A 25659-nucleotide genomic window follows, 5' to 3' on the forward strand; every position below is an offset into this window, starting at 1 on the left:
TGGTCAGTGCGCGCAGGCTAGCGCTTCAACCACGTCCTCCACCCGCGCCGGATCGCCCAGCGCCAGCACGTGGCCATCGCTGGCGGCGTGCAAGGGATCGCCGTTCCAGTCGCACATCACTCCGCCCGCGCCTTCGACCACCGGGATCAGCGCGGCATAGTCATGGAGCTTGAGGTTTGCCTCGCAGACCACGTCGAGGTGGCCGCTGGCGAGCATGGCATAATTGTAGCAATCGCCGCCCATCACCATCCGCTTGTGATCGGTCTTGGCGGCCAAGGCCATGAAGTGTTCGCCCTGGTGATCGTCGAAATAGTGGGGCCCGGTGGTGGCCAGCGCCGCTTCGGCCAGGCTGGGGCAGGGGCGAGTACGGACCGGCTGGCCGTTGAATGTGGTCGGCTTGCCGGTGATCCCGATCCAGCGTTCGCCCAAAATTGCCTGGTCGATCAGGCCCAGCACCGGCCAGCCTTCTTGCACCAGCGCGATCAGCGTGCCGAAAATCGGCCGCCCGGCCATGAAGGCGGTGGTCCCGTCGATCGGATCGAGCACCCAGGTCCGGCCCGATGTGCCGTTGGTCGCGCCAAATTCCTCGCCGTGGATCGCGTCGCCCGGAAATGCGGCGACGATCAGGTCGCGCATCGCCTGTTCGGCAGCGCGGTCGGCTTCGGTTACCGGCGTGCGGTCACCCTTGCGCTCGCTGCCGATCCCGCTGCGAAACAACGGCCGGATCACCGCGCGCGCCGCATCGGCAAGGCGATTGGCGAGCGCAAGTTCGGTGTCCAGTTTCATAGACCAAATCTCTCGCTAAGAACCGGGTATCGATCCGAATGGTCGCCGTGATGGTTGTCCATGCCAGGCTTGGTCAGCAATCCTTTTTTGCGCCAGACACGATCTTCTTGCCAGCCCACCCAGCTTTCGATGCGTCGCACTGGATTCTCGCGCCATTGCACGTTGCAAGCCAGCATTGTGTTGAAGAAATGCAGTGACGAATAAGGCAGATGGTCGTGAATCCACCACGCGAGCTGCACCCACTCGCCAGGCTTGGACAAAACGTCAGCAACTTCCGGGATCACAATACAAGCGGTCGCACCCATGTTGCCCGAGCCATCGGTGCGGTCCCATATGTGGTCAGCAAAATTTGCCTCGTTTCGGGCACAGTTCAGTCCGAGCGAATTGCCCAATTGGTTGACGGCGCAAGACCGAAACGCAGAACGTATATGAATTCTACCAAAACGCTTTTGCAGCGGCTCCAAAAGTTCCTGGCAAAGATGTGACCCCGCTTCGACAGCCAGGTCCAGGTCATCAGGCACATTGATCACGCCGTGCTTGATCGCGGTTTCTGAATAAAGGAACTCACGTAAGAAGAAGTGTTCTGAAAGCCTTTTTCGGCCAATCTGGTCGAGCCCGTCGAACGAGATCGCATTACCGGACATCGGTTCAATCCCACAGGCTCGAAACCGAGCTTTCCTCGGCAATCCGGTGGATCGCTTCGCCAATCAGTGTCGCGATCGGCAGGATCCGGATCTTGGCTGCGGCCTTGGTCGCTTCGGTCGGCTGGATCGTGTCGGTGATCACCAGTTCCTTCAGTGCAGAGGCGCCAACCCGTTCTACCGCCGTACCCGAAAGCACCCCGTGGGTGAGATAGGCGGTGACGCTCTTCGCGCCCGAATCCATCAATGCCTGCGCCGCGTTGCACAGGGTGCCGCCCGAATCGATGATGTCATCGATCAGGATGCAGTCCCAGCCTTTCACATCGCCGATGATGTTCATCACTTCGCTGCTGCCGGGTTTGTCGCGGCGCTTGTCGACGATCGAGAGCGGCGCATTGTCGAGCCGGCGGGCCAGCGCGCGGGCGCGGACCACACCGCCGACATCGGGCGAGACGATCATCAGGTTGTCGCCGCCGCTGCGCTGCAGGATATCGGCGGCCATCACCGGCGCGCCATAGAGGTTGTCGGTCGGGATATCGAAGAAACCCTGGATCTGTCCGGCGTGAAGATCGACCGCCAGCACCCGGTCGGCCCCTGCCATGGTGATCAGATTGGCGACCAGTTTGGCCGAAATCGGCGTTCGCGGGCCCGGCTTGCGGTCTTGCCTGGCATAACCGAAATAGGGCACCACCGCGGTGATCCGCTTGGCCGAAGAGCGGCGCAGCGCATCGATGCAGATCAGCAGTTCCATCAGATTGTCATTGGCCGGCGCGCTGGTCGATTGCAGCACGAACACGTCTTCGCCGCGCACGTTCTCGTGGATCTCGACGAAGATCTCGTCATCGGCGAAGCGCCGCACATCGGCCTGGGTCAGCGGCAGCTTGAGATAGTCCGCAATCGCCCGTGCCAGTGGCAGGTTGGAATTTCCGGCCAGCAGTTTCATGCGATTCGCCCTCTCATCCGCAAGATCAACCCTGGCCCGGCCTTAGCGGGGCAGGGGGGCATTGCAAGAAGGTGGTGCGGCTAGGGTGTGGATCAGCGCTTGATGCGGTGTTCGCCGGAGACCCAGCGAACCGTGCCCGAACTGGCGCGCATTACCACGCTGTTGGTGGTCAGCACGCCGTCCTTGCGGCGCTTGACCCCTTTCAGCAACGAACCGTCGGTCACCCCGGTGGCGGCGAAGATGCAATCGCCCTTGGCCAGTTCCTCCAGCTTGTAGATCTTGTGCAGGTCCGCGATGCCCCATTTGGCGGCGCGTTTGCGTTCATCGTCATTGCGGAAGATCAGGCGGCCGTTGAACTGCCCGCCAACGCAGCGCAGCGCCGCCGCCGCCAGCACGCCTTCGGGCGCCCCGCCTGAACCCATGTAGAGATCGATCCCGGTATCCTCGTTGGTCACCGCGATCACCCCCGCCACATCGCCATCGGGGATCAGCGCAACGCCGCAGCCCAGCGCGCGCAGTTCGGCGATCAGCGCGGCATGGCGCGGCCGGTCAAGCACGCAGACCATCAGGTCGCCCGGCTCCACGCCTTTGGCGGCGGCCACCGCCTTGACGTTTTCGGTCGGGCTCTTTGCCAGATCGATGATCCCGTCGGGATAGCCCGGGCCAACCGCCAGCTTGTCCATATAGACATCGGGCGCGTTGAGCAGATTGCCTTCTTCGGCGCAGGCCAGCACCGCCAGTGCGTTGGGGCCGGCCTTGGCAGTGATGGTGGTGCCTTCGAGCGGATCGAGCGCGATGTCGATCCTGGGGCCGGTGCCGATCGCGCCGCCAACCTTTTCGCCGATGAACAGCATCGGCGCTTCGTCACGCTCGCCCTCGCCGATCACCACGGTGCCGTCGATCGCCAGCTCGTCAAAGGCCGCGCGCATCGCTTCGACCGCGGCGGCATCGGCCGCTTTTTCATCGCCGCGCCCGATCAGCTTCGCGGCGCTGACGGCGGCGGCTTCGGTCACGCGGACCATTTCGAGCACCAGAACACGGTCGAGAACCTGGCTGGCGGGGGGCTGCGAAGTGGTCATGGTGGTTCATCTGGCCTTTATGCATAGGTATGTACGCCGGGCGCTTAACCGGGGCAGACCCGATTGTCGAGTATGACCGGCCACTTGCAGGATTTGCGCTGCGGGCTATACCGATTGCCAGGTCGGGCTCGTGCCCAATAGGAGGGAACTCAAGATGACTTCACCGTTGCTGACTGCGGCGCGCGTGGCAATCGCCGGCGTGGTTGCCGCCGCCATGCTGGCGCCCGCCGTGACTCAGGCCGAAGACAATTCGATGAAGCGCAAGCTTGATGCGCTGGGCCAGAAATACGAGATCGACAACGATGGCGATTTCAAGATGACTTTCAAGTTTTCCGAAGACCAGCGGACCCAGATCGTGTTTGTCTCGGGCCATGTCGAAGAAGCCAAACCGCTTATGATCCGGCAGATTTTTGCGCCGGTTGCGCAAGTCAAGGATGACAAGATCGGCGGCCGCGCGCTTGATCTGCTGCGCGACAATTTCGGGCTCAAGGTCGGCGCTTATGAAGTGCAGGGCGATTTCCTGATCTACAACGTCAAGCTTAACGACGATGCCAGCAGCGCCCAGCTGCAGAAGGCCATCAACATGGCGGCCGCGGTGGCGGACGAGAAGGAAAAGGAAATCAGCGGCGCGCGCGATACTTTCTGATCGCTGGTGCCGGTTTGATCCATTCAGCCGCGATTAACCGCCGCGCCCCTTCCTGACTTGCGGGTTTGGGACGGGAGCGGCGATGCGGAGTTTGGCGATCCTGCTGTGCCTGGCGGCGCTGGCCGCCGCGCCTGCCCCGGCCGCTCCTCCTGCCGAAACCGCAGCGGCCGATCGCAAGGCGCAGGACATGATCGACAACGCCAAAGCCGTCTACGGCGACGCACCGGGTGGATCGCGCTGCGCCAAGACCGATCCCGACGAGATCGTGGTATGCCTCGATCGGCCCAAGGATCAGCGGGTGCCGTCGACCGCCCAGACCGATCCCAATTCGCGAGCGGCGCGGCGGGCGCTTGATGGCAATATCCCCACCGCGCCTCGGTTCGATCATGGCTATTGCCCGTCGTGCCCAAAATTCGGCGCGGTGCCAACGCCCGCCTACTATCTTGACGTAAGCGCCCTGCCGTCCGCGCCCGAAGGTTCCGACGCCGACCGGATCGCCAAGGGCGAAGCGCCCGCGCCCTAATCTTCGAGGATGTGCAGGACCAGCGGCGCCTCGCTGAGACTGTCCGAGCCTTCGAGCAGCCGCAGCGCTTCGCTGACCGCGCTTTCGGGGCCTTCGTGGGTGACCAGCGCGACCATCACTTCGCCGCTCTCGCCGGCCCGGCCCTTCTGGATCAGGCTTTCGATCGAGACCCCGGCATCGCGCAGCGCGGCGGCAATCTCGGCCAGTACGCCGGGGCGGTCCTTGACCATGAAGCGCAGATAGGCGCGGCCCAGGCGGTGCCCGCTGGGGGCCGGGGCCATCGCTTCGAGTTCAGCCACCGGCATCGAGAAAGCGTTGGCAACCTCGCCCCCAACCCGTGTCGAACGCGCGATGTCGATCAGGTCGGCCACCACCGCGCTGGCGGTGGGGCCATCGCCCGCACCCGCGCCCTGGAACAGCAGCCGGCCCGAAAAGTTGCCTTCGGCGACCACCGCATTGGTGGCGCCATCGACATGGGCCAGGGGGTGATCCATCGGCACCAGATGCGGCTGGACCCGCTGGAACAGGCCTTCGCTGCCCGCATCGGCCATGCCGATCAGGCGAATGACATAACCCAGTGCATGGGCCTGGGCGATATCGGCGGCGCGCAGCCGGGTGATGCCGGCCGTGTCCACGCTCGCAAAATCCAGCCGCGTGCCAAAGGCGATCGCGGCAAGGATCGAAAGCTTGTGAGCCGCATCAATCCCTTCGACATCGAAGGCCGGATCGGCTTCGGCATAGCCCTTGGCCTGCGCTTCGGCCAGGACATCGGCAAAATCGCGCCCGCTGTCTTCCATCACCGTCAGGATGTAATTGCAGGTGCCGTTGAGGATCCCGTAGACCCGCTCGATCGCATTGGCCGCCGCGCCTTCGCGCAGCCCCTTGATCACCGGGATCCCGCCCGCCACCGCGGCTTCGAACTTCAGCGCGACCTTGTGTTCTTCGGCCTTGGCGGCCAGCTCCAGACCGTGGTGCGCGATCATCGCCTTGTTGGCGGTGACCAGCGCTTTGCCGGCCTCTATCGTGGTGCGCGAGCAGGCCAGCGCCGGACCATCCGAGCCGCCGACCATCTCGACCACCACGTCGACATCGGCGCGCTCGCCCAGGATCACCATGTCGTCTTCCCAGGCATAAGGCGACAGATCGACACCGCGCGCCCGGGTGCGGTCGCGCGCGCTGACCACGGTGATCGCAATCGGCCGTCCGGCGCGCCGTTCGATCAGCGCCTTGTTGGCTTCGACCAGCCGGATAACCCCGACCCCGACTGTACCAAGACCAGCAAGTGCAATTCTGAGCGGCTCTGCCATGATGCTCCCTTTTCGCGCCGCGCGGCCTTAGGCAGCGCAGGCCAGCGGGGCAAGCCGATATGCTATTTGCGGGTGCGCGGGCAGGGTCCAAGCTGACCCATCGCAAAGGCATAGTCCTGCGCGGCAGCCATCCGGTCGTCGATCGCTTCTGAAACATTGGCCGCGGCCGGCAGGCTGGGCGGGAGGAAACAGGCGAGCCGGTACCAGGCCAGGCTGTCACGGTCGGGCGCGCCGCTCCCCGAAACGAGTTCGCTGAACGAAACCCCCCATACCGGTGCTTGCACCGGGCTGCGGCGCACAGTCATCGCCGCCGGTTCGTCGTTTGCGGCGGTCAGGAAGATCTGTGTTTCGCCTTCGCCGGCCAGGTTGCCCGGCACGTGGATGGCCTGGCGCACCCCGGTGATGCGCTGCGGTGCGCCGGGGGCATACAGTTCGGTCAGCAGCGCCTTGACCCGCTCTTCCAGACGAAGATCCCAGACCAGCTGCGCATCGGGCGCGACCAGCTGCAATTCGCCGGGCTTTCCTGCCACCGTGCGCGCGAACAGGATCACGCTTTTCTTCTTGAGCTTGGGCACCTTGCCTTTGCTATCGAGCGGCATATCGACAAGATAGCGCAAGTCCTGGCCAAGCGGCGTGGTGCCACCGATAACGGCTTCGGTTTTCGCCTCGATATAGATCCGGACCCAGCCGGGGCGCAGCCCGGGCGCGCGTTCGGGCTCGACCACCGCCACCTTGCGAACCTTGGCGCGCACCACCAGCGGGGCATGATCGGCGAGGTCCGCAAGGTCCGCATAGCTTGGCGCTGGCGCTGCCATGATCGGCGAATCAGCCGCCCGGGCCATGGGTTGAATCGCCGCGGATATGACCAGCAATGCCGCCAATGGCTGCCACAACTTACGTTTCAAAGCCGAACCTGTCATTCTCACATCATCCCGACGAAGCATCCGCAACCGCAGGAAACGGCGGCATTTCATGCTATCACAGCATTAGCACAGTTGAATCAGAGGTTAACGGATAAAGCGTTGCGCACACGCGATCACGAAGCTAATGATTCAACAAAACCGGGCCAATCAAAGCAATGGCCTGCGATCTGGCTCTGGGGACGTCGGGCGTCTTCCAGGTTATTCTGGGTTGACCCGCAGGGTGGATAAGAACGATTTTGGGGCGTCCGCCTTTCCTTTGCGGAAAGGGCGGGCGTTAGGTCCGGGTTTCGGCCCGGAGGACTGGTATGGAGAGATGCATCTGAATGGCCTACGCTGACCAAGAGATGAGCGGCAACAGGATTGCCGCCTTTGTCCTAGTCGCCCTTCTGCACCTTGCCCTTGGCTATGCGCTGGTTACCGGCCTGGCCTATCAAGGGTTTCAGGCAGTGGTGAAGAAGGTGACGACCGTCGATATCAAAAAAGACGAGCCGAAAAAGGAAGAGAAGCCGCCGCCACCCAAGAAGGACGTGACGCCGCCGCCGATCGTGGTGCCGCCGCCAAGGGTCAATCTGTCTCCGCCGCAGAACAACGTGGAAACGGTCGATCGCGCCCCGCCGGTGCAACCGACTCAGACTTACGTGCCCCTTGCCACCGCAACGGCTGTTGCGCCGACGCCGCCGCCGCCCAAGGGACCGACCGTTGCGGCCAAGCCGAAGGGCGATCCGAGCCGCTGGGTGACCAACGATGACTATCCGACCCGCGCCGCGCGTGAAGAACGCCAGGGCACGACCGGGTTCCGTCTCAGCGTTGGTTCTGACGGCCGGCCGACCGGGTGTGACATCACCTCGTCGAGCGGCAGTCCGGATCTCGATTCGACCGCCTGCTCGCTGCTGATGCGCCGTGCAAAGTTCACGCCGGCCATGAAGGACGGCGAGGCGACGACCGGATCGTGGGGCAGCCGCTTCCGCTGGGTGCTGCAGGACGAATAGGAATGGGCGGGGCTCGGCAGTGTGCCGGGTTGCCGCATGGGTTTAACGTTTCAATGCTTTTTGAGAGGACTATCGCATGGTTTTTGAACTTCTCGCCGCAGCTGCTTCCGCAGCCCCGCAGAACAAATTTGGCTTCGCCGAAGCCCTCGAGCAGGGCGGTTTCATCGCCTATGCGACGGTTTCCATTCTCGGCATCATGTCGTTCGGCTCGTTCTTCATCCTGATCACCAAGTGGATCGAGCAGAACAAGATCATGAGCCAGCACAAGGCGGTCCGCGCGAACTTCTGGCGCGCACCTTCGCTCCGCGACGGCGCGGCCAAGCTCGACAAGAACAGCGCCTGGCGCCAGGTCGTCGAAGACGGTCTCGCCGCTGAAGACCAGCACAGCAAGATGGTCAACGAAACCGATGCGCACGATTGGCTGCAAGGTTCGCTGACCCGTTCGGAACAGTCGATCAACGCCCGCCTCGCCGGCGGCCTGCCGTTCCTCGCAACGGTCGGTGCAACCTCGCCGTTCATCGGCCTGTTCGGGACAGTGGTGGGCATCTACCGCGCGCTGATCGCCATCGGCATCGCCGGTTCGGCCTCGATCGACAAGGTCGCAGGCCCGGTCGGTGAAGCCCTGATCATGACCGCGCTCGGTCTGCTCGTCGCGGTTCCCGCGGTGCTCGCCTACAACTACCTGCAGGCCCGCAACAAGCGCATCGCCGAACATCTGTCGGGCTTCTCGACCGACATTCTGGCCAACATCAATTCGAAGGGTGCGGTGCGCCCGGCCGTGACGGCTGCAGCAGCTGCTGCCAAGCCCGCCGCCGCTGCTCCGGCTCCCAAGGCCTGAGTAACAAGCTGAGCACGGTGCGGGTGGCGCTTGGCCATCCGCACCGGGCCCGGACCAGGGACCCGGTTTTCGCCACCTGGCGGCAACCCGGCCCCAACAAGAACAGATAGGATTTGACTCATGGCGATGTCAGTTGGCGGCGGCGGCGAAGAGAAGCCGATGTCGGACATCAACACCACGCCCCTCGTGGACGTGATGCTGGTGCTCCTGATCATCTTCCTCATCGCGGTTCCGATCGCGATCCAGACGATCCAGAAGCTGAAGATTCCGATCTTCCCTTCGTCCGAATCGAAGGACAAGGTCGAAAACCTGCTGCTGACGGTGAGCACCACCGATGCAGGTGGACGCAGTGCTGGCGATCCGGGTTTCGAAGGGGCTTCGCTGGGCGGAGAATGCCGCGTGTATTTCAACAACACGACCGCGGTGGATTCGCAGGAACTCTACGATATGGCGTTCAAGCGCCTTGATACGATCGTGAAGAAGGCCGGTGGCGCCGAAGCGATCAAGAATAACCCCGAAGCAATCCCGCAGGTGCACATCCGCGGCGATCAGTACGCCCCGTGGCGCTGCATCGCCGGTGTAATCTATAACGTCCAGGTGTCCGGTTATCCGACCGTCGGGTTCATTTCGACCCCGGTCGATCCGAACGGCTAAGTCAGCAAACCCGGAAGCCAATTCAGGAGTAACCCAGCATGTCAATGTCAGGCGGCAGCGACGATGGCGAACCGATGATGGAAATGAACACGACGCCGCTTATCGACGTCATGCTCGTTCTGCTCATCATGTTCATCATCACCATTCCAGTCGCGACCCATGCGGTGAATATCGATCTGCCGGCGCCTCAACCGCCGACGAACGTTCCGCCGCCCAAGCACGACAAGAACAAGGTCTCGATCACCCCGTCGAACGAAATCACCTGGAACAACACCGTCATCACTGACGGCCAGCTGGTTTCGCTTCTGCAGGAAACGATCAAGATCAAGCCGGAACCCGAACTGCAGTTCCAGCCCGATCCGTCGGCGCCTTATGATACTGCGGCCAAGGTGCTCAACATCATCAAGGGCTCGGGTGTTTCGGCCTTCGGGTTTGTCGGCAACGAACAGTTTGCGACGTTCGGCAAAGCGCCGGGCGCCCCGGCTGCGTCCAACTAGACGCAACGGTATACGACCACGCGATGGTTCGAAGGGGGCGGAGCAATCCGCCCCCTTTTCGTCGTCCGCAGCATCCGCGCTCCGAATCTGTTGCCGCGGAAAGCCAGTGCGCGCAGGGGCGGACTCTCGCCGCCCCCATCTGCGTCCGACAGCGCGCCAATCCGCACCTGTTACTGCGCCATCAGGCCACGTCACCCCGGTCGATCCGCATCGCCGTGCCGGCCAGCCCCTCGGCCTCAAGCAGCAAGGCATCATCGGCCTGCCCGGCGGGCAGCGATTCGCGCCCGATCATCACCAGCACCGGCACCGCCAATGGGCTGACCCAGTCAAGCCGCACATGGCACAACTGCGCGGCGGCACGCGCAAGCAGACGGGCGAGCCGGTCAACATCGGTCATCCGGGCGCGGGCATCGGCCCAGGCCGCTTCAAGCAGCACATGGCCGGGCTCGTACTTCCTCAGCACGTCATAGATCAGATCGGTCGAGAAGGTGACCTGCTTGCCGGTTTTCTTCTTGCCGGGATGCTGGCGTTCGATCAGCCCCGAAATCACCGCAACCTCGCGGAAAGCGCGGCGCAGCAGATAGCTGTCCTGGACCCAGTCGGCGAACTCATCGCCCAGAATGTCGCTCGACAGCAGCGCGGCCGGATCATCGATCGCGCGTAACCCCCACACGGCGAGCGAATAGTCGTTGGCCACGAAGCCGAGCGGCATCAGCCCGCGGATTTCCATCCGCCGCGTGATCAGCATGCCAAGCGACTGGTTGGCCGGCCAGCCCTCGAAGGTGTAGAAAACGCTGTAATCGCGCCCTTCGTGCGGGAAGCTTTCCACCAGCAGCTTTCCAGGCGCAGGCAGTTCGCTGCGCCAATCCTGTACTTCCAGCCATTCACGTACGTCATCGGGAAAGCGGGCCCAACCGGCGCGGTCAGTCAGCAAGGCCTGGACCCGCGCGGACAGATGCGTGGTCAGCGCGATGCGCTGACCCATATAGCTGGGGATTTGCCCCGGCCGCTTGGCCGCGCGAACCAGCAGCTCGGTCTCGCGCATCGCCTCGACTTCCAGATCAAGCCCGGCAAAGCGGAAGGTGTCACCCAGCTTGAGCGCGGCGGCAAAATTTTCCTCCACCCGGCCAAGCGCGCGGCCGTTCCGGAACCGCACTTCCACCATCTCGCTATCAACGATGATCCCGGCGTTAAACCGGTGGCGCGCGGCCTGCTCAGGATGGGTCAGCCGCCACAGGCCGTCCTTGCCGAGCACGATCCGCCGGAACCGGTCATAGGCTTTGAGCGCGTAGCCACCGGTGGCAACGAAAGCGAGCACCCGGTCCCATAGCGCCGCATCGAGCCAGTGGAAGGGCTCAGCGCTCTGCACTTCGGCGAGCAGCGCAGCGCCATCGAACGGCCCCGCGCAGGCGCAGCCCATCACGTGCTGGGCCAGCACATCAAGCCCGCCGGGGCGCAGTTCCTCCCCGTCGCGCTGCCCCGCCTCCACCGCTTCGAGCGCCGCGAAAGCTTCGAGGAACTCAAACCGGTTGCCCGGTGCCAGCAGCGCCCGGCTGGGCACGTCAAGCCGGTGCCCGGCGCGGCCGATCCGCTGCAACAGGCGCGATGATCCCTTGGGCGCGCCCATCTGCACCACCAGATCGACATCGCCCCAATCGATCCCGAGATCGAGGCTGGCGGTGCAGACCAGCGCCCGCAGCCGCCCATCGGCCATCGCGCCTTCGACCTTGCGCCGCGCCTCCTTCGACAGCGAGCCATGGTGAATGCCGATCGGCAAATTGGCGTCGTTGGCTTCCCACAACCGCTGGAAAATGAATTCAGCCAGGAAGCGCGTGTTGCAGAAGATCAAGGTCGTCCGGTTCTGCGCGATCGCCGCGATCAGTTGCGGCACCGCCCAGGCAGCAGCATGGCCGCTCCACGGGATGCGTGCCTCTTGCGGCAGAATGATCTCGAGCTGCGCGGGCGCGCCGCTTTCGCCGATTACCAGATCGACCGTGCCGGCCTGGCCATGCGGAGCCAGCCAGGCGCGGAAATCCTCTGGATTGGCCAGCGTGGCCGACAGCGCCACGCGCTGCATCGCCGGGGCCAAAGCCTGCAGCCGGGCCAGACACAGCGACAGGAGGTGCCCGCGCTTGGTTGGCGCAATGGCGTGAACCTCGTCGATCACGACGCGCTTCAAGCCCGTAAACAGCGTGGCGGCTTCGGGATAGGACAGCAGTAGCGACAGCGATTCAGGTGTGGTCAGCAGCACGTGCGGTGGGCGCGCGCGCTGGCGGGCCTTGCGATCACTGGGGGTATCGCCGCTGCGCACTTCAACCCGCATCGGCAGGCCGAGCGCTTCGATCGGGGCCAGCAGGTTGCGCTGCACATCGTGCGCCAGTGCTTTCAAGGGCGAGACATAAACCGTGTGCAGCCCGTCTTCGGGCAGCGCGCCTTGCGATCGGCAGAAATCCGCCAGACTGGGCAGAAACCCGCCCAGCGTCTTGCCCGCCCCGGTATCGGCCACCAGCAGCGCGTGATGCCCGCGCGCAGCGCTTTCGAGCATTTCGGCCTGATGGCGGCGCAGTGTCCAGCCGCGGCTATCGAACCATTTTGCCAGTTCGGGGGGAAGCGCGGGCGCGGTCATTGTGCTCATCAATGCACCCAATGGTCAAGTGTTGCCATCACCATTCCCCCTATCGCTGCCGCGCCCGCACTGCCACAACCGCGGCATGCAAAGCCTGGCGACACGCGACCTTACGCAGTTGGGACTGGCGCTTGCGCTGGGCCTGCTGATCGGGTTGCAGCGCGGCTGGGCGATGCGCGACCAGCCAGCCGGGAGCCGCTTTGCCGGGATCCGCACCTATGGCCTGTTCGCGTTGGCGGGCGGGCTGGCCGGGGTGCTGCAGGCGCGGGCCAGCGCGCTTGCTGCGGTGCTGCTGGCCGCCACCGCTGCACTGGTGCTGATGGGCTATTGGCGCAGCACGCGCGGCACTGCTTCGGTCAGCGGCACGGCCAGCCTGACCGGGTTGATCACCCTGGCCGCAGGCTATCTGGCCGGCAACGGTGAACCGGCCTTGGCCTCGGTGCTGGCCGGGATCACGGTGCTGCTCCTGTCGCAGCGCAAACGGCTGCACCATGCGCTGCGGCACATCGCTGCCGAAGAGATGGCGGCGGTAGCGCGCTTTGCGCTGATCGCGCTGGTCATCCTGCCGCTGCTGCCCGACACGCCGATGGGGCCATTCGGTGCCTGGCGGCCGCGCCAGCTATGGCTGGTGGTGGTGCTGGTCTCGGGTTTTTCCTTTGCGGGGTATGCCGGGGTCAGGCTGATGGGGCCGGCGCGCGGGATCCTGGCCACTGCGACGGCGGGATCGATGGTCAGTTCGACCGCAGTCACCGCCGCGCTCGGCGGTAAATTGCGCGAGGCTGAGAGCGGCTCGGCGCTGCTCAATGGCGGGGTGGCGCTGGCCAGTGCGGTGATGTTCCTGCGGGTGATGCTGCTGTGCGCGGTATTGGCGCCGTTTGCATTGCCAGGTTTTGCCCGGATCGCAGTTCCGGCCATGCTGGTGAGCCTGGCCGGCGCGGCCGTGCTGCTGCGCCGCGCGCGCGGCGAGGCAGCGGGCGAGGCGGGGCCGGTGAGCGTGAAAAACCCGTTTGAAATGAAGCCCGCGCTGCTTTTGATGCTGCTGACCATGGCGCTGACCGTGGCCGCGCGCTGGGTGCTGGCACGGTACGGCGATGCTGGCCTTGCCACTGTGCTGGCGATCGCAGGCACGGTCGATGTCGATTCGGCGGTCATCACCATGGGCAACTTGCCTGCGGGCACGCTCGGCCCGCGCACCGCGGCGCTGGTGCTGGCAGTGCCGGTAGCGCTCAACACCGCGTTCAAAACCGCGACGCTGCTGGGTCTGGCCGGACGCAAGGGGGCGGGCGGGGCCTTGACGATGCTCGCCAGCCTTGCTGCGATGGGCGGCGGGGCGCTGCTGGTTTGAAATATGATAAGGGGGGAACATGACTGACCTGACCAAAACCGATCCGCTGGATGACTTCGCCCGCCGCAAAATCACGCTGCTGGGCAAGGAAAAGCTGGTCTATGTTGCCGGCAGCGGCCCGGCGGTGATCGTGATGACCGAAATGCCCGGGATCAGCCCGCACGTGGCGCGTTTTGCCCGCTGGGTGGTGGGTGCCGGGTTCACGGTCTACATGCCGCACCTGTTTGGCAAGGATGGGGTGCCGCCCAGCCCGCTCTATGCGCTGAGCGGGATGATCAAGGGCTGCATCAGCCGTGAATTTCGCGCCTTTGCCTCAAACGCCTCAAGCCCCGTCACGCAGTGGCTGCGGGCGCTGGCGGCGCAGGCGCACGGCGAGGCGGGCGGCAAAGGCGTGGGCGCGATCGGGATGTGCTTCACCGGCAATTTCGCGCTGTCGATGATGCTCGAGAAAGCGGTGCTGGCCCCGGTGCTGGCGCAGCCGAGCCTGCCGCTGAACAATCCGGCCGGGATGCATATCGCGCCCGATGAACTGGCTGCGGTCAAGGCGCGACTGGAAGCGGAAGACCTGACCGTGCGCGCCTACCGGTTCGAAGGCGACAGCTATTGCCGCGCTGAACGCTTTGCCGCCTTTGCCGAGGCGTTGGGCGACCGCTTCGAAGGGCGCGTTCTGCCCGATAGCGCGGCTAACCCCGATGCGCTGATGAAGATGCCGCATTCGGTGGTGACGCTGCACCTGATCGACGAGGCCGACCAGCCCACAGTGCAGGCGCGCGACGAGATCCTCGATTTCTTCCGGATGCGGCTTAGCTGAAGGTCTGCGCCGTTTCGCCACCCGGTTCGCCGGTCAACTGCCAATAGCTGGCGGCACCGATTGCGGTGAAGCACACGGTCATTGCGGCCTGGACACTGGTGGCGACCAGCGTCGATACCAGCATCGCGGCCTGGCTTCCGGCAACCAGCAGCACCAGCGCGTGGACCAGACCTTCGATCACGGTGGTCGATACGAGAAAGGCGATGAAGACCAACCCGAAGAAGAACAACAGGCGCAGTGCGTTGCCTTCGGTCACGTGCCACGAACGGCGCAGCGCTTGCGCCGGGTTGGCCAGCGCTTCGACCATCACCACCGGTGCAATCAAGGAAAGCCGCACCAGCGCCCAGATCCCAAGGCCTAATCCGGCACTGACGCCCAGCACGGTCAGTCCCGGGCTTTTCATCGCATCGCCAAGGATCATCGGGACCAGCAGCATCGATCCTACGGCCGCGCCGAGGATGATCTGCGCGAAAATCACCGTCGGCATGCGCTTGAAGCCGGTGCTGATCGCCTGACCAACGGTCGGCCGTGATGCATCAGTAAACAACGCCAGCATGGCCAGGGTGCCGGCCAGATGGAACAGCCCGCTGGCCACCAGAGCTGGCGCGTTTTCGCGGTAGTATTCGCCCATCGTTGCCAAAGCCGCCTGCAAATCGGCCCCTTCGGCCAGCGCCGGCGGGGGCAAGAGGATTGCCACGGCAAAGGCCGGCAGCACCACAAAGACCCCGGCCAGCGCTAGCAGCAGGTCGCGGTTGGCCTTGATCAGGGCGACCGCACGCTGCCAGGCGCGGTTGCTGTCAAACGGGCGGCGCAGGGGGCTGGTGTTCATGCCCTCTTGATAACCACAGCAAATGCCGCCACGCAAACGGTCAATGGACGCTTTGCTTGCCCCCGGGATCGAATTGCGCCGTGAAACGGCGCCGGTGCCCTATCGCGGTGCGCTCGATTTCATGACCACGCGCAACGCTGCAATCGCCGAGGGCAGCGCAGAACAGCTGGTCTGGCTGCTTGAGCACCCGCCAGTCTACACCGCCGGAACCAGCGCGGCGGCGGCCGAATTGCTCGACCCGCGCTTCGAAGTGGTCGAAGCCGGGCGGGGCGGGCGCTATACCTATCATGGCCCGGGGCAGCGGGTCGGCTATGTGCTGCTCGATTTGCGCAAAAGCGCGCGCGACGTGCGCGGCTTCGTCCATGCGCTCGAATGCTGGGTGATCGATACGCTGGCGGGCTTCGGGGTTGAAAGCTGGCGCAGCGAAGGCCGGATCGGCATCTGGACCCGCGATATCGATGGGCGCGAGGCCAAGATCGGCGCAATCGGGGTGCGCATTCGCCGCTGGGTGACGATGCACGGTTTTTCGGTCAACCTCTCGCCCGATCTGTCGCACTTTGGCGGGATCGTGCCGTGCGGAATTGAGGCGTTTGGCGTGACCAGCCTGGCGCGGCTGGGACATTCGGTTGATTCAGAGGCGTGGGATAAGGCATTGCTGGCCCGTGCGCCGCAATTCCTGGCGGCGCTCGATCGGCCCTGCAAGGAGAAGGCGGCATGATGCGCTCAGTTGTGACGATGACCTGCCTCGCGCTGGCGCTTGGCGCTTGCAAAAGCGAGGAAAAGAAGGCCGCCGGCGGCACCGCATCGGGCGAAGTGCTGCCCGGATCGGTCAGCGATGCGATGCTGCCGCTGGATACGGTCAAAAGCCAGGCGCCGCTCGCCCCCAAGGTCGAGGGGGCCGACAAGGGTGCGGCCCAGCCCGGCAAAGATGCCACAAAACCGGCGGCCAAGCCTGCGGATGTGCAAGTGGCCCCCGCCGCCCCCGAAGAACCCATCAGCCAGGAATAGCCGCTTCGCCTGGCCACGCAAAAAGGGGCGCACCGCAGTGCGCCCCTTTCGTTTGCCGATTGGCAGTCAGGCTTAGAAGCGGAAGCCTGCCCGCACCCCAAGGCCCTTCGAATCGCCGAAGTCGCCCCAGACCGTCACCACCGGACCGCCATTGGCATCGCCGCCGAGGCCGGCTTCGACCCGGTAAGTGGTGCCGCGCGCGTCGGGCAGCAGAGTACCGCTGGTGGTGCCACTGGTGATCGTCAGCGCTTCGCCGTCTTCCTTGAATTCGTGGAACACCTTGACCCCCACGAAGGCACCCATGGCCTGCGGGAAGATCATCCGTGCACCCAGCCGGCCGCGCATCGATTCCGCACCGTCATAGCTGAAGCTGGTGCCATAGAGCGTGGTCGGATCGATCTTGGTTTTGACCCACGACAGGCCGCCGTTGAGATCGAACTTCATGCTTTCGCCGGTGGTGCGGAAGCCCAGTTCGCCGTCCCACCCTTCGGAATGGGCATCGTTCATTTCAACGCCAAAGCCGCGGGTGTTGTCGAGGAAGCGGATGTCATAGTCATCGCGCTTGTACATCACCCCGCCGTAGAGCCCGGCCTGGCTACCGAACAGGGCATAGGCACCGTAGTTGTAGCCTTCGATGTTGTAATCGGCGACGGTGCCATTGTTGGCCTTGTTCTTTTCGTAACCGGCCGTCACCCCCACGGTGAACCCGCCAAGACCGAAGTCGATCCCGCCCTGGGCCCCGCGGCGCCGGTTCTCGACCTCGCTCGAATAGGTCAGGGTCTGGCCGAACAGCGTGCTCGAAGTGGAGGTTTCGCCCCACTTGTCGCGGCTTATGTAGAGGTTGGCCCAGACGCCGACCGGGGTGGTCTGGTTGTCGCGGTAGCCGTGCCGTCCGGCAATGCCATCATGGTAGGCATCGAACGACTGGTACCACAGGTCCGAACCCATCCGCGCCAGGGGGGCAAGGCCCGTAACCCCGGCGTTGAAGTTGCTGGAGAGGTAATAGTCCGCCCCGCGCAGGTCGAGGCCATAAGTCAGCAAGCCATTGTTGACCGAGGCCGGATCGAGCACGAACGAGCCCGCCGCCGTGGTTCCGCCGCCGTCAACCACCAGCGCGCCGGTGGGATTGAAGGTTGCGGCCGTACCCAGATAGGCAACGCCCAGCGTAGTGCTGCCGGTGATGTTGCCCGAAACCACCAGACGGTCCGAAGCGGTCAGATCGGCATTGGCATCGATCAGCACGCGGCTGCCCGCGGTGCCGGCATAGTTACCGGTGATCGTGGTCACATCGCCGTTGGCACCGTCCTGCATGTCGATAATGCCGGTGGCGCCGTTGATGAAGTTGGGAACGGTAATCCCCACCGGTCCGGCTTCGGCGTTGAACCGCCCGGAATTGGTGAAGGCAGTGGCAGCGCCGGCGGTCAGCGTTGAACCGGCGGCAAAGTTGACCGTGCCGGCACCGGCGTTGGTGAAGGTTTCAAGGTTGGCCAGAACCCCGGTGCCGGTCACGTTGATGGTCCCGGTGTTGTTCACCAGATCGGTGCCAATGCCAAAGTCCTGGGTCCCGGCGATGGTGTAGGTGCCGGAGTTGTTCAGGGTATCGTTGCCATCACCGGTGCCGAACGTGGCCCCGCTGGCGACCGTGAAGGTGCCGGCATTGTTGATCACATCGTTGCCCAGCCCCAGATTGACCACACCGTTGACGGTGGTGGTCGAACCGGCCCCGGTGGTCAGGGTGTCAATCCCGTCACCGCCCAGCAGGGTGCCGTTGATGGTGAGGGTGCCGTTGTTGGTGACGGTATCGTCGCCCAGCCCCAGATCGAGCGAGGAACCCGCGGCGATAGTGGTGATGCCGGTGTTGGTCACGGTGTCGTTGCCGTCACCCAGCGTGCTGGTGCCGGTCAGCGCCAGGGTACCGGCATTGCTGACGCTGTCAGCCAACGCTGAAAGCTGAAGCGCACCGTTGATGGTTCCGCCGGCATTGTTGGTCAGCGTGGTCTGGGCTCCAGAAGTGACCGCAGCGGCGGTGCCGGTGATGGTCCCGCTGTTGTTGACGACCAGCAATCCGCCAGCATTCGGCGCGGCGATGGCTGTTGCGCCCGAAACGGTGCGGGCGGCAGAAACGTTGACGGTGGACGTACCGGCGGTGTTGGCCGATATTGCGGTCGACGTCGCATTGGTGACATTGCCGCCAGTGACATTGACGTTGATCGGGCCGCTGGTCGAGCTGAGCAGCAGGCCCGCAGCCGGCGCGCCGGTCGAGTTGACCGTTCCGGTCACGTTGGTTGTGATCATCCCAGCGGTCGAAGTCGCCGAAACGTCCGAACCTGCCGCCGTGATCGCGCCGGTATTTAGCAGGATCGAACCGTTGCTGGTCTGCGCGGAAAGGCCAATCGCACCCGCATTGATGGACGAGAACGAAGCGTTGATCGTGCTGCCTGCAGCCGTGTTGACCAAAGTCACGCCGTTACCGGTGACAGAGCTGATTCCCCCCGGCGAGCTGATATTGATGGCGACCGGGCTCGTCGCCGCGCTGGCATCGATCCACAGCCCGTCGCCGGTACCCAGATTGGAAATGCTGCCGGTGCCGAAATAGGTAACGGGCGCGCCGGTGCTGGTGATGCTGAGCGCGCCGGTGCTGCCGCCGACGGTGGGGGTGTTGCCTGCGTTCACCGCGATCGAACCGGTGTTGCTGATGTTGACGCTGGTCGCCGAAGTGCCCGTCTGGGTCAGCGCCAGGCCATAGCCATCGACCGCGCCGGTGACGTTGACGTACTGCGAACCGGTGCTGGTGTCATAAGTCTGCGCGCGGGCGCTGGTGGGATAGACGGCCGCCGTGGTGTCGGTGGTGGTCGTCACGGTGCAGTTGACCGTGTCGTTGGGAAGGGTGGTCGTCGCCTGCGCACAATCGGCATAGGCGGGTGATGCAAGCGCGAACAGCGAAACGGTTCCGCCAAGGGCTACGCCTAGGCGCAGCGCGGTGTTTTTAATGGTCATGACTTTCCTCATTGCTTCCTGAAGGGGGCAAATGCGAAAGCCATAACTTGAGCAATAGTTCCGACCAGAACCGAGATTAAATCTCGAAATGATCTATTTGGCCGAAGATCGGCGGTTCCCGGGGTTAGTTTTCCAGGCCCAGAATGCGCTGGGCGAGGGTCAGGTGCGGGCGATCGATCATCCGTCGGTCGATCTGCAAGGTGCCCGCATCGGGGTTGGCCTTGAAGGCTTCGATGATCGCGCGCGCTTCGGCCAGCTCGGCTTCGCTTGGCGTGAACGCGGCGTTGATCACCGGCACTTGCGCCGGGTGGATCGCTAGCATTCCGGCAAAGCCATCGGCGCGCGAAGCCTCGGCCATGCGCCGCAGCCCTGCCTCGTCGGCGAAATCGGCGTGGAGGGTGTCGATCGCCATGATCCCGCGGGCATGGGCGGTCAGCAGCGTCTGCACCCGGGCGAAGCGGAAGGTGTCGGTCCATTCGCCATCGGACCGGCGCTTGCGGGTCGCTCCGATTGCAGCGGAGAGGTCTTCCGCGCCCCAGGTCAGCCCGCCCAGCCGGGGCAGCGATGCGGCGGCATAAGCCGGGATCGAGATTGCCGCGCTGGCAGTCTCGCTGACCAGAGGCATGACCTTGATCGACCCGGCCGGCAACCCGGCGCGCGGTTCAAGCTCGTAAAGCTCGGCAGCCAATTGCTGGATCGATTCGGGTCCCGCACTCTTGGGCAGCATGATCCCGTCGGGTGCGCCGGGCAGCACCGCGATCAGATCGTCGCGCCAATAACGGCTGCCCAGGTCATTGATCCGCACCCACCGGCCCATGCGTTTGCCGTCGGTGACCTTGGACTGGTGCGCGCCCAGCCAGGCGGCGGTCATGTCGCGGGCGCGGGCTTTGTTGTCGGGCGCCACCGAATCCTCAAGATCGAGGATCACCACATCGGCTGCGGTGCCGGCGATCTTGTCGAGCTTCTTTTCGCTGTCGCCTGGAACGAACAGCCAGGACCGAACTGCCATGATCGTTGGGCCTCCCTCGCTCAGGCCGGTACTAGCGCCGGATAGTCGACATAACCTTCCGGCCCCGGCAGATACCAGCTTTTCGGCACGTTGGTATTGGGTGCCCATTCAGCGCCCACGCGGATCCGTTCGGTCAGATCCGGGTTCGAGATATAGGGCCGGCCAAAGCTGATCGCATCGCAGCGGCCGTTCGCAACGTCGGTTGCGGCTCCGGCAGCGGTGTAATCGGAATTGAGCACCAGCGGTCCCTTGAAAAGCGCGCGGATCAGGCCATCCTGCTGGGGCACATCGGTACGCCCAAAGGTGCCTTCGGGCCCCGGCTGGCGCAGTTCAAGCCACGATACCTTGAGTTCCTGCAGAACCTTGGCCGCTGCACCGAAGATCGAAGCCGGATCGCCATCGTCGCACCCTTGCGAATCGCCATTGGGCGAAAGCCGGATGCCGACATGGTCCGCGCCCCATACGGCGATGATCGCTTCGAGCACTTCGCGCATGAAGCGGGTGCGGTTTTCTGCGCTGCCACCGTATTCATCGGTGCGCAGATTGGTACCGCTACGCAGGAACTGATCGACCAGATAGCCGTTGGCGCCGTGCAGCTGCACGCCGTCAAACCCGGCGACTTTGGCATTGGCCGCGGCTCGGGCATAGTCTTCAACGATCCGCACGATATCGGCCTTGGTCGCGGCGCGGGCCTGCTCATGCGGCTTGCGCCCCGTGGGCGTGTGAGCATGATCGGGCGCGGTGGTCGCGCTGGCCGAAACGCCCGGTTCGCCGCCGAGGAAATCGGGATGGACGATCCGGCCCATGTGCCACAGCTGCAGCACGATCTTGTCACCGTCCCGGTGCACCGCGGCGGTCGTCAGCTTCCAGCCTTCGGCCTGCGCAGCGCTCCACGCGCCGGGCGCGGCGGGCCAGCCCAGCCCTTCAACGCTGATCCCGGTCGCTTCACTGATGATCAGCCCGGCGCCGCTGCGCTGGCGGTAATATTCAGCCATCATCGTATTGGGGATCGATCCGGGATCGGAGCGGCCGCGGGTCAGCGGGGCCATCATGATGCGGTTCTTGGTCTCGATCGCGCCGATGCTGAGCGGCTGGAACAGGGCGTCGTGCAAGAGGCAGGCTCCTTCGATTTCGTTTTGCAATGTGATTGCCTCCGCTAAGGCATGGCCATGGCGAATGCAACGGGGGTTGAGGGACAGGCGCAGCCGCGCTGGAACGCGCTGCATTTCGCGGCGCTGATGGGCGGTAACGTCGCTCTGGCGGTCGGTCCGTGGTTTGTCCGGATGGCCGATAGCGGCCCGGTCAGCGCCGGGTTCTGGCGTCTGTTCCTGGCCGTGCCGCTGCTGTTCGCGCTGGCCTTGGCCAATCGCCAACAAGTTACCGGATTTTCCCGCGCGACCTGGCTTGCGATCCTGGGCAGCGGCGTGTTCTTCGGCCTTGATATCGCCAGCTGGCATGTGGGGATCGAACTGACCCGGATGGCCAATGCCACGCTGTTCGGCAATTCGGGCAGCCTGGTGGTGATTGCGATCGGGCTCTATGCGCTGCACCGCGCGCCGCGCCGGGGGGAATGGCTGGCCTTTGCGCTGGCCATCGCCGGATCGGCAATCCTGCTCGGCCGCAGTCTGGAGATTGGACGCGAAACGCTGATCGGCGATCTGTTCTGCATCACCGCCGGTCTGCTTTACGCCGGCTATATCGTGCTGCTGCAAAAGCCGCGCGCGCACTTAGGTAGCTGGGCGGTGCTGGCCTGGTCAAGCAGCGCGGCAGTGCCGGTGCTGCTTGCCGCCGCGCTGATCGCCAAGGAGCCGTTTTGGCCGCAGGTGTGGTGGCCGCTGATTGGCCTCGCGCTGACCAGCCAGCTGACCGGCCAGGGCCTGCTGGTCTATGCGATGCGCCACTTTACCCCGCTGGTGTTTGGCCTCGCGCTGCTGACCCAGCCGGCGATTGCGGTGGCGCTGGGCTGGCTGGCCTTTGGCGAGACGCTGGTGGGAATCGATTTTGTCGGCATGGCGATGGTCGCCGCTGCGCTGGTGCTGGCCCGCTCGACGGATCGCTAGGGCTGGGCTAGCCTGTCTGCTCGAGACTTTTCGGGAGAGCCTGCCGATGAACCGCCTTACCCTGCTTGTCGCGACGGCATTGGCCCTGATGCCAGTAACCTCGGCGCTCACGGCCACTCCGGTTCCCGCCGCACTTGCCAGCCAAGGTGAAATGGATGGCCTGTTCGACCAGGTCAGCGGTCTGTTCATCGCAGCGGCAATGAAGAGCTCCCCGGTCGAGGCGACATCGCTCGGCGAACATCACTACGATGCGTTGCTGCCCAATATTACCGCCAAGGGCCGCGCCGACCGCACCAACCTTTGGCGGATGATCCTGCAATCGCTCGGGCAGATATCCCCGCGTGAGTTGAGCCGCGAAAAGCAGGTCGATTTCGCACTGCTCAACAACGAATTGCAATACCGCCTGTGGCAAAGCGACGTGTCGCAAGACTGGGCCTGGAACCCGCAGATCTACAACGATACCGCGGCGGGATCGCTTTACACTTTGGCGGCGCGCGATTTTGCGCCGTGGGATGTGCGGCTGAAATCGGCGACCGCGCGGATGGAGGCCTTGCCCGCGTTCCTGCTCGAAAGCCGCAGGCAGCTCGATCCGAAGCGGGTGCCAAAGATCTTCGCTGAAACCGTGGCCAGGCAGAACGCCGGGATCATGGAGATTGCCCAGGACATGCTGGCCCCGCACGCTGATGCTTTGCACGGCGCAGACCGGGCGCGGTTCGACGCGGCGCTGGCAGGCCTCAAAATGGCGGTGACCGACCAGCAGACCTGGCTGGAAACGGTGCTGGTCCCGCAGGCCAAGGGCAATTTTCGGCTGGGTGCCAAGCTCTATGACCAGAAGATGAAATTCGGCCTGATGAGCGATATGTCGCGGCGGCAATTGAAGGCCCGCGCGCTGAGGGCCAAAGCCGATACGCGGGCCGAAATGTTTGCCATCGCGTGCGAGGTCGTGGCGAAAGACGGGCTGAGCATGGTTTGCGATCAGCGGCACACGCCGCAATTTCAGCAGAGCATGATCGAGAACGCGCTGGCGCTGTCCTATGAAAAGCGCCCGGCGCGCGGAAACCTCGAACAGCGTGCGCGCGAAACGCTGGCCGATGCCACCGCTTTCGTGCGTCAGCAAGGCTTCGTCGCGATGCCCGATGGCCCGGTTCGGGTGATCACCATGCCCAAGTTCCAACAGGGCAACGCGGTCGCCTACAACGATCCGCCCGGCGTGTTCGAAAAGGGCGGCGAAAACTTCTACGCCGTCAGCCCGATTCCCGCTGACTGGAGCGACGCGCAGGCGAAAAGCTTCCTCACCGAATACAACGATTACATGATCCACGACCTGTCGATCCACGAGGCGATGCCGGGGCATTACCTGCAGCTCGATCACGCCAACCGCTCGCCCGATCTGCTGCGTGCCTATCTGGGTTCGGGTCCGTTTGTGGAAGGCTGGGCAGTCTATGCCGAAGGGATGATGGCGGATCAGGGCTATCTGAACGGCGATCCGCTGTTCAAGTTGACGGTGCTGAAAATGCGGCTGCGCTCGGTAACCAACACGCTGCTCGATATCGGTATCCAGACCGAAGGCATGAGCCGCGACCAGGCGATGGACCTGATGATGAAAGGCGCCTTCCAGGCCGAGCGTGAGGCGGCGGGTAAATGGGTGCGCGCCCAGCTCTCCTCGGTCCAGCTGCTCAGCTATTTTACCGGCTACAGCGAACACATGGCGCTGCGTGAGGAAGCGAAGAAGCGCTGGGGCAAGGACTACTCACTGCGGCGCTACAATGACACCGTGCTCAGCTTCGGCTCGCCCCCCGTGAAGTATGCCCGGGCGCTGATGTTCGGGTTGGCGGTGCGGTAGGATTGACACTATAGCATTTTTGATATAGTGAGAGTGGCAATGGCTTGGACTGTCGGCTTTCTTGATGCGGCGGCTGAAGCCGAATTGCTCGGCCTGCCCCGCGATATGCGAGCCAAATTCGAGCATATCGTGCACATGATCGAGAACTTCGGACTTGAACAGGTGCGCGAACCTTATGTGAAGCACCTTGAAGGTGTGTTGTGGGAAATGCGGCTGTCCGGACGCGATGGTATCGCGCGGTCGATCTATCTCACAGCGAACGGCAAGCGGGTTGTGATCATGCGGACATTCCGGAAGAAGACGCAAAAAACCCCGCGCCGTGAAATCGAATTGGCGCTGAATCGCGCGAAGGAGTTGAAATGAGCACGTTCATTCCCGCATCCCGGCTGTTCAAGGAATGGCGCAAGGACCCCGAATTCGTTCGCGAATACGACGCGCTTGAGGAGGAATTTGCCCTCGCCGCGGCGCTGATCAAGGCGCGTGCGGATGCCGGGCTGACGCAGGAAGAACTCGCCCAACGCATGGGCACCACCCAAAGCGCAATCGCCCGCCTCGAAGGCGGCAAATCGCGGCCCTCGACAACGACGCTGGCCAAGCTGGCGAAAGCTACGGGGACGCGGTTGCGGGTTAGTTTTGAGCGGATTGCTGGTTAGGCAAGTCAGGCAGCCTTCTGTTTGGGGTGCGAGGCGTCCCAGCCTTTGCAGGCGAGCAGGATCGATTTGGGGACCGGGCGGGTGCCGTTTGAATAATAGGCTACGGTCCGGCGCGAGATGCCGAGCTCGTCGGCTGCGCGAGCCAGCGAGAGGCTGCTCGCCAGCCGCCATTCGAGGAATTCGCGCGAATCCGCCCGGCCGATTGCGTTGAGTGTTTCAAGCCACAGGCTGTCCGCACCGCGTTCGGCGCCATCGGCCCAGACCACGCTGTGGCCCCAATCGCCGACCGAAGCCGGACCCTTGGCCTTGGGCACAGACACTTCGGCAGCGGTGCCATCCGACCACAGCAGGAACAACTTCGCACTGCCGCGCAGTTCGGCCTGCTTGATCGTGCGCATCCAGTCGGCGTTCATCGGTTCAACTCCTGCCATTTGTCCAGCAACTCGGCCTGCCGTGGCGCTGCCCAACCGAGTGCTTCAACCAGCACCCGACGCGGCACCGAACCGACGATCACCTCCAGCGTCGCAATCGCAACCGAGGCGCGGAAACCCGGGCCCTCGATATGAAAATGCGGCACGCCGTGATCCCCGGCGTAGAGTGCGATCTTCCAGTTCGGGCCGCGATGGAGGGTGACCATGAATACACTTTGTAG

General features: G+C 64.2%; 27 protein-coding genes. 14 read left to right on the forward strand and 13 right to left on the reverse strand.

Going from position 1 to position 25659, the window contains the following annotated elements; translation table 11 throughout:
* Positions 1 to 3: 3 nt before the first annotated feature.
* The 4 genes from RMN99_RS00400 to glpX all read right to left on the reverse strand — a co-directional run bounded on the left by RMN99_RS00400 (position 4) and on the right by glpX (position 3449).
* Positions 4 to 786: an inositol monophosphatase family protein gene (locus tag RMN99_RS00400; RefSeq protein WP_309621301.1), complete on the reverse strand. Its 783-nt coding sequence runs from the start codon at positions 784 to 786 to the stop codon at positions 4 to 6.
* Positions 783 to 1430: a hypothetical protein gene (locus RMN99_RS00405; RefSeq protein ID WP_309621302.1), complete on the reverse strand. Its 648-nt coding sequence runs from the start codon at positions 1428 to 1430 to the stop codon at positions 783 to 785. Before RMN99_RS00405 ends, RMN99_RS00400 begins: the two co-directional genes overlap by 4 nt.
* Positions 1431 to 1434: 4 nt before the next feature.
* Positions 1435 to 2370, reverse strand: coding sequence for a ribose-phosphate pyrophosphokinase (locus RMN99_RS00410; protein WP_309621303.1), 936 nt, complete (start codon positions 2368 to 2370; stop codon positions 1435 to 1437).
* Between the two features lie 92 nt (positions 2371 to 2462).
* Positions 2463 to 3449, reverse strand: a complete 987-nt coding sequence (gene glpX, locus RMN99_RS00415) for a class II fructose-bisphosphatase (protein ID WP_309621304.1) — start codon at positions 3447 to 3449, stop codon at positions 2463 to 2465.
* A gap of 154 nt (positions 3450 to 3603) precedes the next feature.
* Between glpX and RMN99_RS00420 the strand changes: the two genes are divergently transcribed.
* Both RMN99_RS00420 and RMN99_RS00425 read left to right on the forward strand, forming a co-directional pair.
* Positions 3604 to 4095, forward strand: a complete 492-nt coding sequence (locus RMN99_RS00420) for a hypothetical protein (protein ID WP_309621305.1) — start codon at positions 3604 to 3606, stop codon at positions 4093 to 4095.
* Positions 4096 to 4177: 82 nt separating this feature from the next.
* On the forward strand, positions 4178 to 4618 hold the full coding sequence (locus RMN99_RS00425; protein WP_309621306.1) for a hypothetical protein: 441 nt from the start codon (positions 4178 to 4180) through the stop codon (positions 4616 to 4618).
* On the opposite strand, the gene RMN99_RS00430 is transcribed toward RMN99_RS00425, so the two are convergent.
* On the reverse strand, positions 4615 to 5925 hold the full coding sequence (locus tag RMN99_RS00430) for a homoserine dehydrogenase (RefSeq protein ID WP_309621307.1): 1311 nt from the start codon (positions 5923 to 5925) through the stop codon (positions 4615 to 4617). The genes RMN99_RS00425 and RMN99_RS00430 overlap by 4 nt on opposite strands.
* A 62-nt stretch (positions 5926 to 5987) precedes the next feature.
* Positions 5988 to 6767 carry a hypothetical protein gene (locus tag RMN99_RS00435; protein ID WP_309621308.1) on the reverse strand — a complete coding sequence of 260 codons (780 nt, stop codon included), beginning with the start codon at positions 6765 to 6767 and terminating at the stop codon, positions 5988 to 5990.
* A 404-nt stretch (positions 6768 to 7171) separates the two neighbouring features.
* On the opposite strand from RMN99_RS00435, the gene RMN99_RS00440 reads away from it, so the two are divergent.
* The 4 genes from RMN99_RS00440 to RMN99_RS00455 all read left to right on the forward strand — a co-directional run bounded on the left by RMN99_RS00440 (position 7172) and on the right by RMN99_RS00455 (position 9826).
* Positions 7172 to 7837 carry an energy transducer TonB gene (locus RMN99_RS00440; RefSeq protein WP_309621309.1) on the forward strand — a complete coding sequence of 222 codons (666 nt, stop codon included), beginning with the start codon at positions 7172 to 7174 and terminating at the stop codon, positions 7835 to 7837.
* Between the two features lie 76 nt (positions 7838 to 7913).
* Positions 7914 to 8675 (forward strand): MotA/TolQ/ExbB proton channel family protein, encoded by a 762-nt coding sequence (locus RMN99_RS00445; protein ID WP_309621310.1) that lies wholly within the window; start codon positions 7914 to 7916, stop codon positions 8673 to 8675.
* Between the two features lie 120 nt (positions 8676 to 8795).
* Positions 8796 to 9329, forward strand: coding sequence for a biopolymer transporter ExbD (locus tag RMN99_RS00450; RefSeq protein ID WP_309621311.1), 534 nt, complete (start codon positions 8796 to 8798; stop codon positions 9327 to 9329).
* Positions 9330 to 9367: 38 nt separating this feature from the next.
* Positions 9368 to 9826, forward strand: coding sequence for a biopolymer transporter ExbD (locus RMN99_RS00455; protein WP_309621312.1), 459 nt, complete (start codon positions 9368 to 9370; stop codon positions 9824 to 9826).
* Between the two features lie 181 nt (positions 9827 to 10007).
* Here RMN99_RS00455 and RMN99_RS00460 read toward each other — a convergent pair whose 3' ends face one another.
* On the reverse strand, positions 10008 to 12452 hold the full coding sequence (locus RMN99_RS00460; RefSeq protein ID WP_309621313.1) for a ligase-associated DNA damage response DEXH box helicase: 2445 nt from the start codon (positions 12450 to 12452) through the stop codon (positions 10008 to 10010).
* Between the two features lie 85 nt (positions 12453 to 12537).
* On the opposite strand from RMN99_RS00460, the gene RMN99_RS00465 reads away from it, so the two are divergent.
* Together RMN99_RS00465 and RMN99_RS00470 are read left to right on the forward strand one after the other, a co-directional pair.
* Positions 12538 to 13797 (forward strand): DUF4010 domain-containing protein, encoded by a 1260-nt coding sequence (locus RMN99_RS00465; protein WP_309621314.1) that lies wholly within the window; start codon positions 12538 to 12540, stop codon positions 13795 to 13797.
* Positions 13798 to 13816: 19 nt separating this feature from the next.
* Positions 13817 to 14608 carry a dienelactone hydrolase family protein gene (locus RMN99_RS00470; protein WP_309621315.1) on the forward strand — a complete coding sequence of 264 codons (792 nt, stop codon included), beginning with the start codon at positions 13817 to 13819 and terminating at the stop codon, positions 14606 to 14608.
* Here the strand turns inward: RMN99_RS00470 and RMN99_RS00475 are convergent.
* A complete protein-coding gene (locus tag RMN99_RS00475; protein ID WP_309621316.1) occupies positions 14601 to 15437 on the reverse strand; it encodes a lipoyltransferase in 837 nt (278 codons plus the stop codon). The two genes, RMN99_RS00470 and RMN99_RS00475, sit on opposite strands and share 8 nt — an antisense overlap.
* Positions 15438 to 15480: 43 nt before the next feature.
* Here RMN99_RS00475 and lipB point away from each other — a divergent pair, with 43 nt between their 5' ends.
* Entirely contained in the window at positions 15481 to 16155 is a 675-nt protein-coding gene (lipB, locus tag RMN99_RS00480; protein WP_309621317.1) for a lipoyl(octanoyl) transferase LipB, read from the forward strand.
* The gene (locus RMN99_RS00485; protein WP_309621318.1) at positions 16152 to 16445 is read left to right on the forward strand and encodes a hypothetical protein; all 294 of its coding nucleotides are present in this window, start codon (positions 16152 to 16154) and stop codon (positions 16443 to 16445) included. Before lipB ends, RMN99_RS00485 begins: the two co-directional genes overlap by 4 nt.
* A 72-nt stretch (positions 16446 to 16517) precedes the next feature.
* Here RMN99_RS00485 and RMN99_RS00490 read toward each other — a convergent pair whose 3' ends face one another.
* The 3 genes from RMN99_RS00490 to RMN99_RS00500 all read right to left on the reverse strand — a co-directional run bounded on the left by RMN99_RS00490 (position 16518) and on the right by RMN99_RS00500 (position 21563).
* Positions 16518 to 19442 carry an autotransporter outer membrane beta-barrel domain-containing protein gene (locus RMN99_RS00490; RefSeq protein ID WP_309621319.1) on the reverse strand — a complete coding sequence of 975 codons (2925 nt, stop codon included), beginning with the start codon at positions 19440 to 19442 and terminating at the stop codon, positions 16518 to 16520.
* A 124-nt stretch (positions 19443 to 19566) separates the two neighbouring features.
* Entirely contained in the window at positions 19567 to 20451 is an 885-nt protein-coding gene (locus tag RMN99_RS00495; RefSeq protein ID WP_309621320.1) for a CoA ester lyase, read from the reverse strand.
* 20 nt (positions 20452 to 20471) lie between these two features.
* A complete protein-coding gene (locus RMN99_RS00500) occupies positions 20472 to 21563 on the reverse strand; it encodes an alkene reductase (RefSeq protein WP_309621321.1) in 1092 nt (363 codons plus the stop codon).
* 57 nt (positions 21564 to 21620) lie between these two features.
* Between RMN99_RS00500 and RMN99_RS00505 the strand changes: the two genes are divergently transcribed.
* From RMN99_RS00505 to RMN99_RS00520, 4 genes are read left to right on the forward strand one after another with little or no spacing between them, the layout of a single operon-like run.
* Positions 21621 to 22511, forward strand: coding sequence for a DMT family transporter (locus RMN99_RS00505; protein WP_309621322.1), 891 nt, complete (start codon positions 21621 to 21623; stop codon positions 22509 to 22511).
* Positions 22512 to 22557: 46 nt separating this feature from the next.
* Complete coding sequence (locus RMN99_RS00510; protein WP_309621323.1) at positions 22558 to 24354, forward strand: DUF885 domain-containing protein; 1797 nt, start codon at positions 22558 to 22560, stop codon at positions 24352 to 24354.
* Between the two features lie 39 nt (positions 24355 to 24393).
* Entirely contained in the window at positions 24394 to 24717 is a 324-nt protein-coding gene (locus RMN99_RS00515) for a type II toxin-antitoxin system RelE/ParE family toxin (RefSeq protein ID WP_309621324.1), read from the forward strand.
* Positions 24714 to 25007, forward strand: a complete 294-nt coding sequence (locus RMN99_RS00520; RefSeq protein ID WP_309621325.1) for a helix-turn-helix transcriptional regulator — start codon at positions 24714 to 24716, stop codon at positions 25005 to 25007. Before RMN99_RS00515 ends, RMN99_RS00520 begins: the two co-directional genes overlap by 4 nt.
* A gap of 5 nt (positions 25008 to 25012) precedes the next feature.
* Here RMN99_RS00520 and RMN99_RS00525 read toward each other — a convergent pair whose 3' ends face one another.
* Together RMN99_RS00525 and RMN99_RS00530 are read right to left on the reverse strand one after the other, a co-directional pair.
* On the reverse strand, positions 25013 to 25438 hold the full coding sequence (locus RMN99_RS00525) for a helix-turn-helix transcriptional regulator (protein ID WP_309621326.1): 426 nt from the start codon (positions 25436 to 25438) through the stop codon (positions 25013 to 25015).
* Positions 25417 to 25644: a DUF4160 domain-containing protein gene (locus tag RMN99_RS00530; RefSeq protein ID WP_309621327.1), complete on the reverse strand. Its 228-nt coding sequence runs from the start codon at positions 25642 to 25644 to the stop codon at positions 25417 to 25419. The genes RMN99_RS00525 and RMN99_RS00530 overlap by 22 nt, the downstream gene beginning before the upstream one ends.
* Positions 25645 to 25659: the final 15 nt, after the last annotated feature.

It is taken from the genome of Novosphingobium sp. (assembly GCF_031417815.1).
GTDB lineage: Bacteria > Pseudomonadota > Alphaproteobacteria > Sphingomonadales > Sphingomonadaceae > Novosphingobium.

What these genes read in the sequence shown, in the direction of transcription:
- RMN99_RS00485 (WP_309621318.1), top strand. Translation starts at nt 16,152, where the DNA reads ATGATGCGCTCAGTTGTGACGATGACCTGCCTCGCGCTGGCGCTTGGC.
- RMN99_RS00460 (WP_309621313.1), bottom strand. Translation starts at nt 12,452, where the DNA reads ATGACCGCGCCCGCGCTTCCCCCCGAACTGGCAAAATGGTTCGATAGC.
- RMN99_RS00520 (WP_309621325.1), top strand. Translation starts at nt 24,714, where the DNA reads ATGAGCACGTTCATTCCCGCATCCCGGCTGTTCAAGGAATGGCGCAAG.
- RMN99_RS00495 (WP_309621320.1), bottom strand. Translation starts at nt 20,451, where the DNA reads ATGGCAGTTCGGTCCTGGCTGTTCGTTCCAGGCGACAGCGAAAAGAAG.
- RMN99_RS00440 (WP_309621309.1), top strand. Translation starts at nt 7,172, where the DNA reads ATGGCCTACGCTGACCAAGAGATGAGCGGCAACAGGATTGCCGCCTTT.
- RMN99_RS00425 (WP_309621306.1), top strand. Translation starts at nt 4,178, where the DNA reads ATGCGGAGTTTGGCGATCCTGCTGTGCCTGGCGGCGCTGGCCGCCGCG.
- glpX (WP_309621304.1), bottom strand. Translation starts at nt 3,449, where the DNA reads ATGACCACTTCGCAGCCCCCCGCCAGCCAGGTTCTCGACCGTGTTCTG.
- RMN99_RS00465 (WP_309621314.1), top strand. Translation starts at nt 12,538, where the DNA reads ATGCAAAGCCTGGCGACACGCGACCTTACGCAGTTGGGACTGGCGCTT.
- RMN99_RS00530 (WP_309621327.1), bottom strand. Translation starts at nt 25,644, where the DNA reads ATGGTCACCCTCCATCGCGGCCCGAACTGGAAGATCGCACTCTACGCC.
- RMN99_RS00410 (WP_309621303.1), bottom strand. Translation starts at nt 2,370, where the DNA reads ATGAAACTGCTGGCCGGAAATTCCAACCTGCCACTGGCACGGGCGATT.
- RMN99_RS00445 (WP_309621310.1), top strand. Translation starts at nt 7,914, where the DNA reads ATGGTTTTTGAACTTCTCGCCGCAGCTGCTTCCGCAGCCCCGCAGAAC.
- RMN99_RS00510 (WP_309621323.1), top strand. Translation starts at nt 22,558, where the DNA reads ATGAACCGCCTTACCCTGCTTGTCGCGACGGCATTGGCCCTGATGCCA.
- RMN99_RS00405 (WP_309621302.1), bottom strand. Translation starts at nt 1,430, where the DNA reads ATGTCCGGTAATGCGATCTCGTTCGACGGGCTCGACCAGATTGGCCGA.
- RMN99_RS00455 (WP_309621312.1), top strand. Translation starts at nt 9,368, where the DNA reads ATGTCAATGTCAGGCGGCAGCGACGATGGCGAACCGATGATGGAAATG.
- RMN99_RS00450 (WP_309621311.1), top strand. Translation starts at nt 8,796, where the DNA reads ATGGCGATGTCAGTTGGCGGCGGCGGCGAAGAGAAGCCGATGTCGGAC.
- RMN99_RS00515 (WP_309621324.1), top strand. Translation starts at nt 24,394, where the DNA reads ATGGCTTGGACTGTCGGCTTTCTTGATGCGGCGGCTGAAGCCGAATTG.
- RMN99_RS00430 (WP_309621307.1), bottom strand. Translation starts at nt 5,925, where the DNA reads ATGGCAGAGCCGCTCAGAATTGCACTTGCTGGTCTTGGTACAGTCGGG.
- RMN99_RS00470 (WP_309621315.1), top strand. Translation starts at nt 13,817, where the DNA reads ATGACTGACCTGACCAAAACCGATCCGCTGGATGACTTCGCCCGCCGC.
- RMN99_RS00400 (WP_309621301.1), bottom strand. Translation starts at nt 786, where the DNA reads ATGAAACTGGACACCGAACTTGCGCTCGCCAATCGCCTTGCCGATGCG.
- RMN99_RS00490 (WP_309621319.1), bottom strand. Translation starts at nt 19,442, where the DNA reads ATGACCATTAAAAACACCGCGCTGCGCCTAGGCGTAGCCCTTGGCGGA.
- RMN99_RS00525 (WP_309621326.1), bottom strand. Translation starts at nt 25,438, where the DNA reads ATGGCAGGAGTTGAACCGATGAACGCCGACTGGATGCGCACGATCAAG.
- RMN99_RS00475 (WP_309621316.1), bottom strand. Translation starts at nt 15,437, where the DNA reads ATGAACACCAGCCCCCTGCGCCGCCCGTTTGACAGCAACCGCGCCTGG.
- RMN99_RS00505 (WP_309621322.1), top strand. Translation starts at nt 21,621, where the DNA reads ATGGCGAATGCAACGGGGGTTGAGGGACAGGCGCAGCCGCGCTGGAAC.
- RMN99_RS00435 (WP_309621308.1), bottom strand. Translation starts at nt 6,767, where the DNA reads ATGGCCCGGGCGGCTGATTCGCCGATCATGGCAGCGCCAGCGCCAAGC.
- RMN99_RS00420 (WP_309621305.1), top strand. Translation starts at nt 3,604, where the DNA reads ATGACTTCACCGTTGCTGACTGCGGCGCGCGTGGCAATCGCCGGCGTG.
- lipB (WP_309621317.1), top strand. Translation starts at nt 15,481, where the DNA reads ATGGACGCTTTGCTTGCCCCCGGGATCGAATTGCGCCGTGAAACGGCG.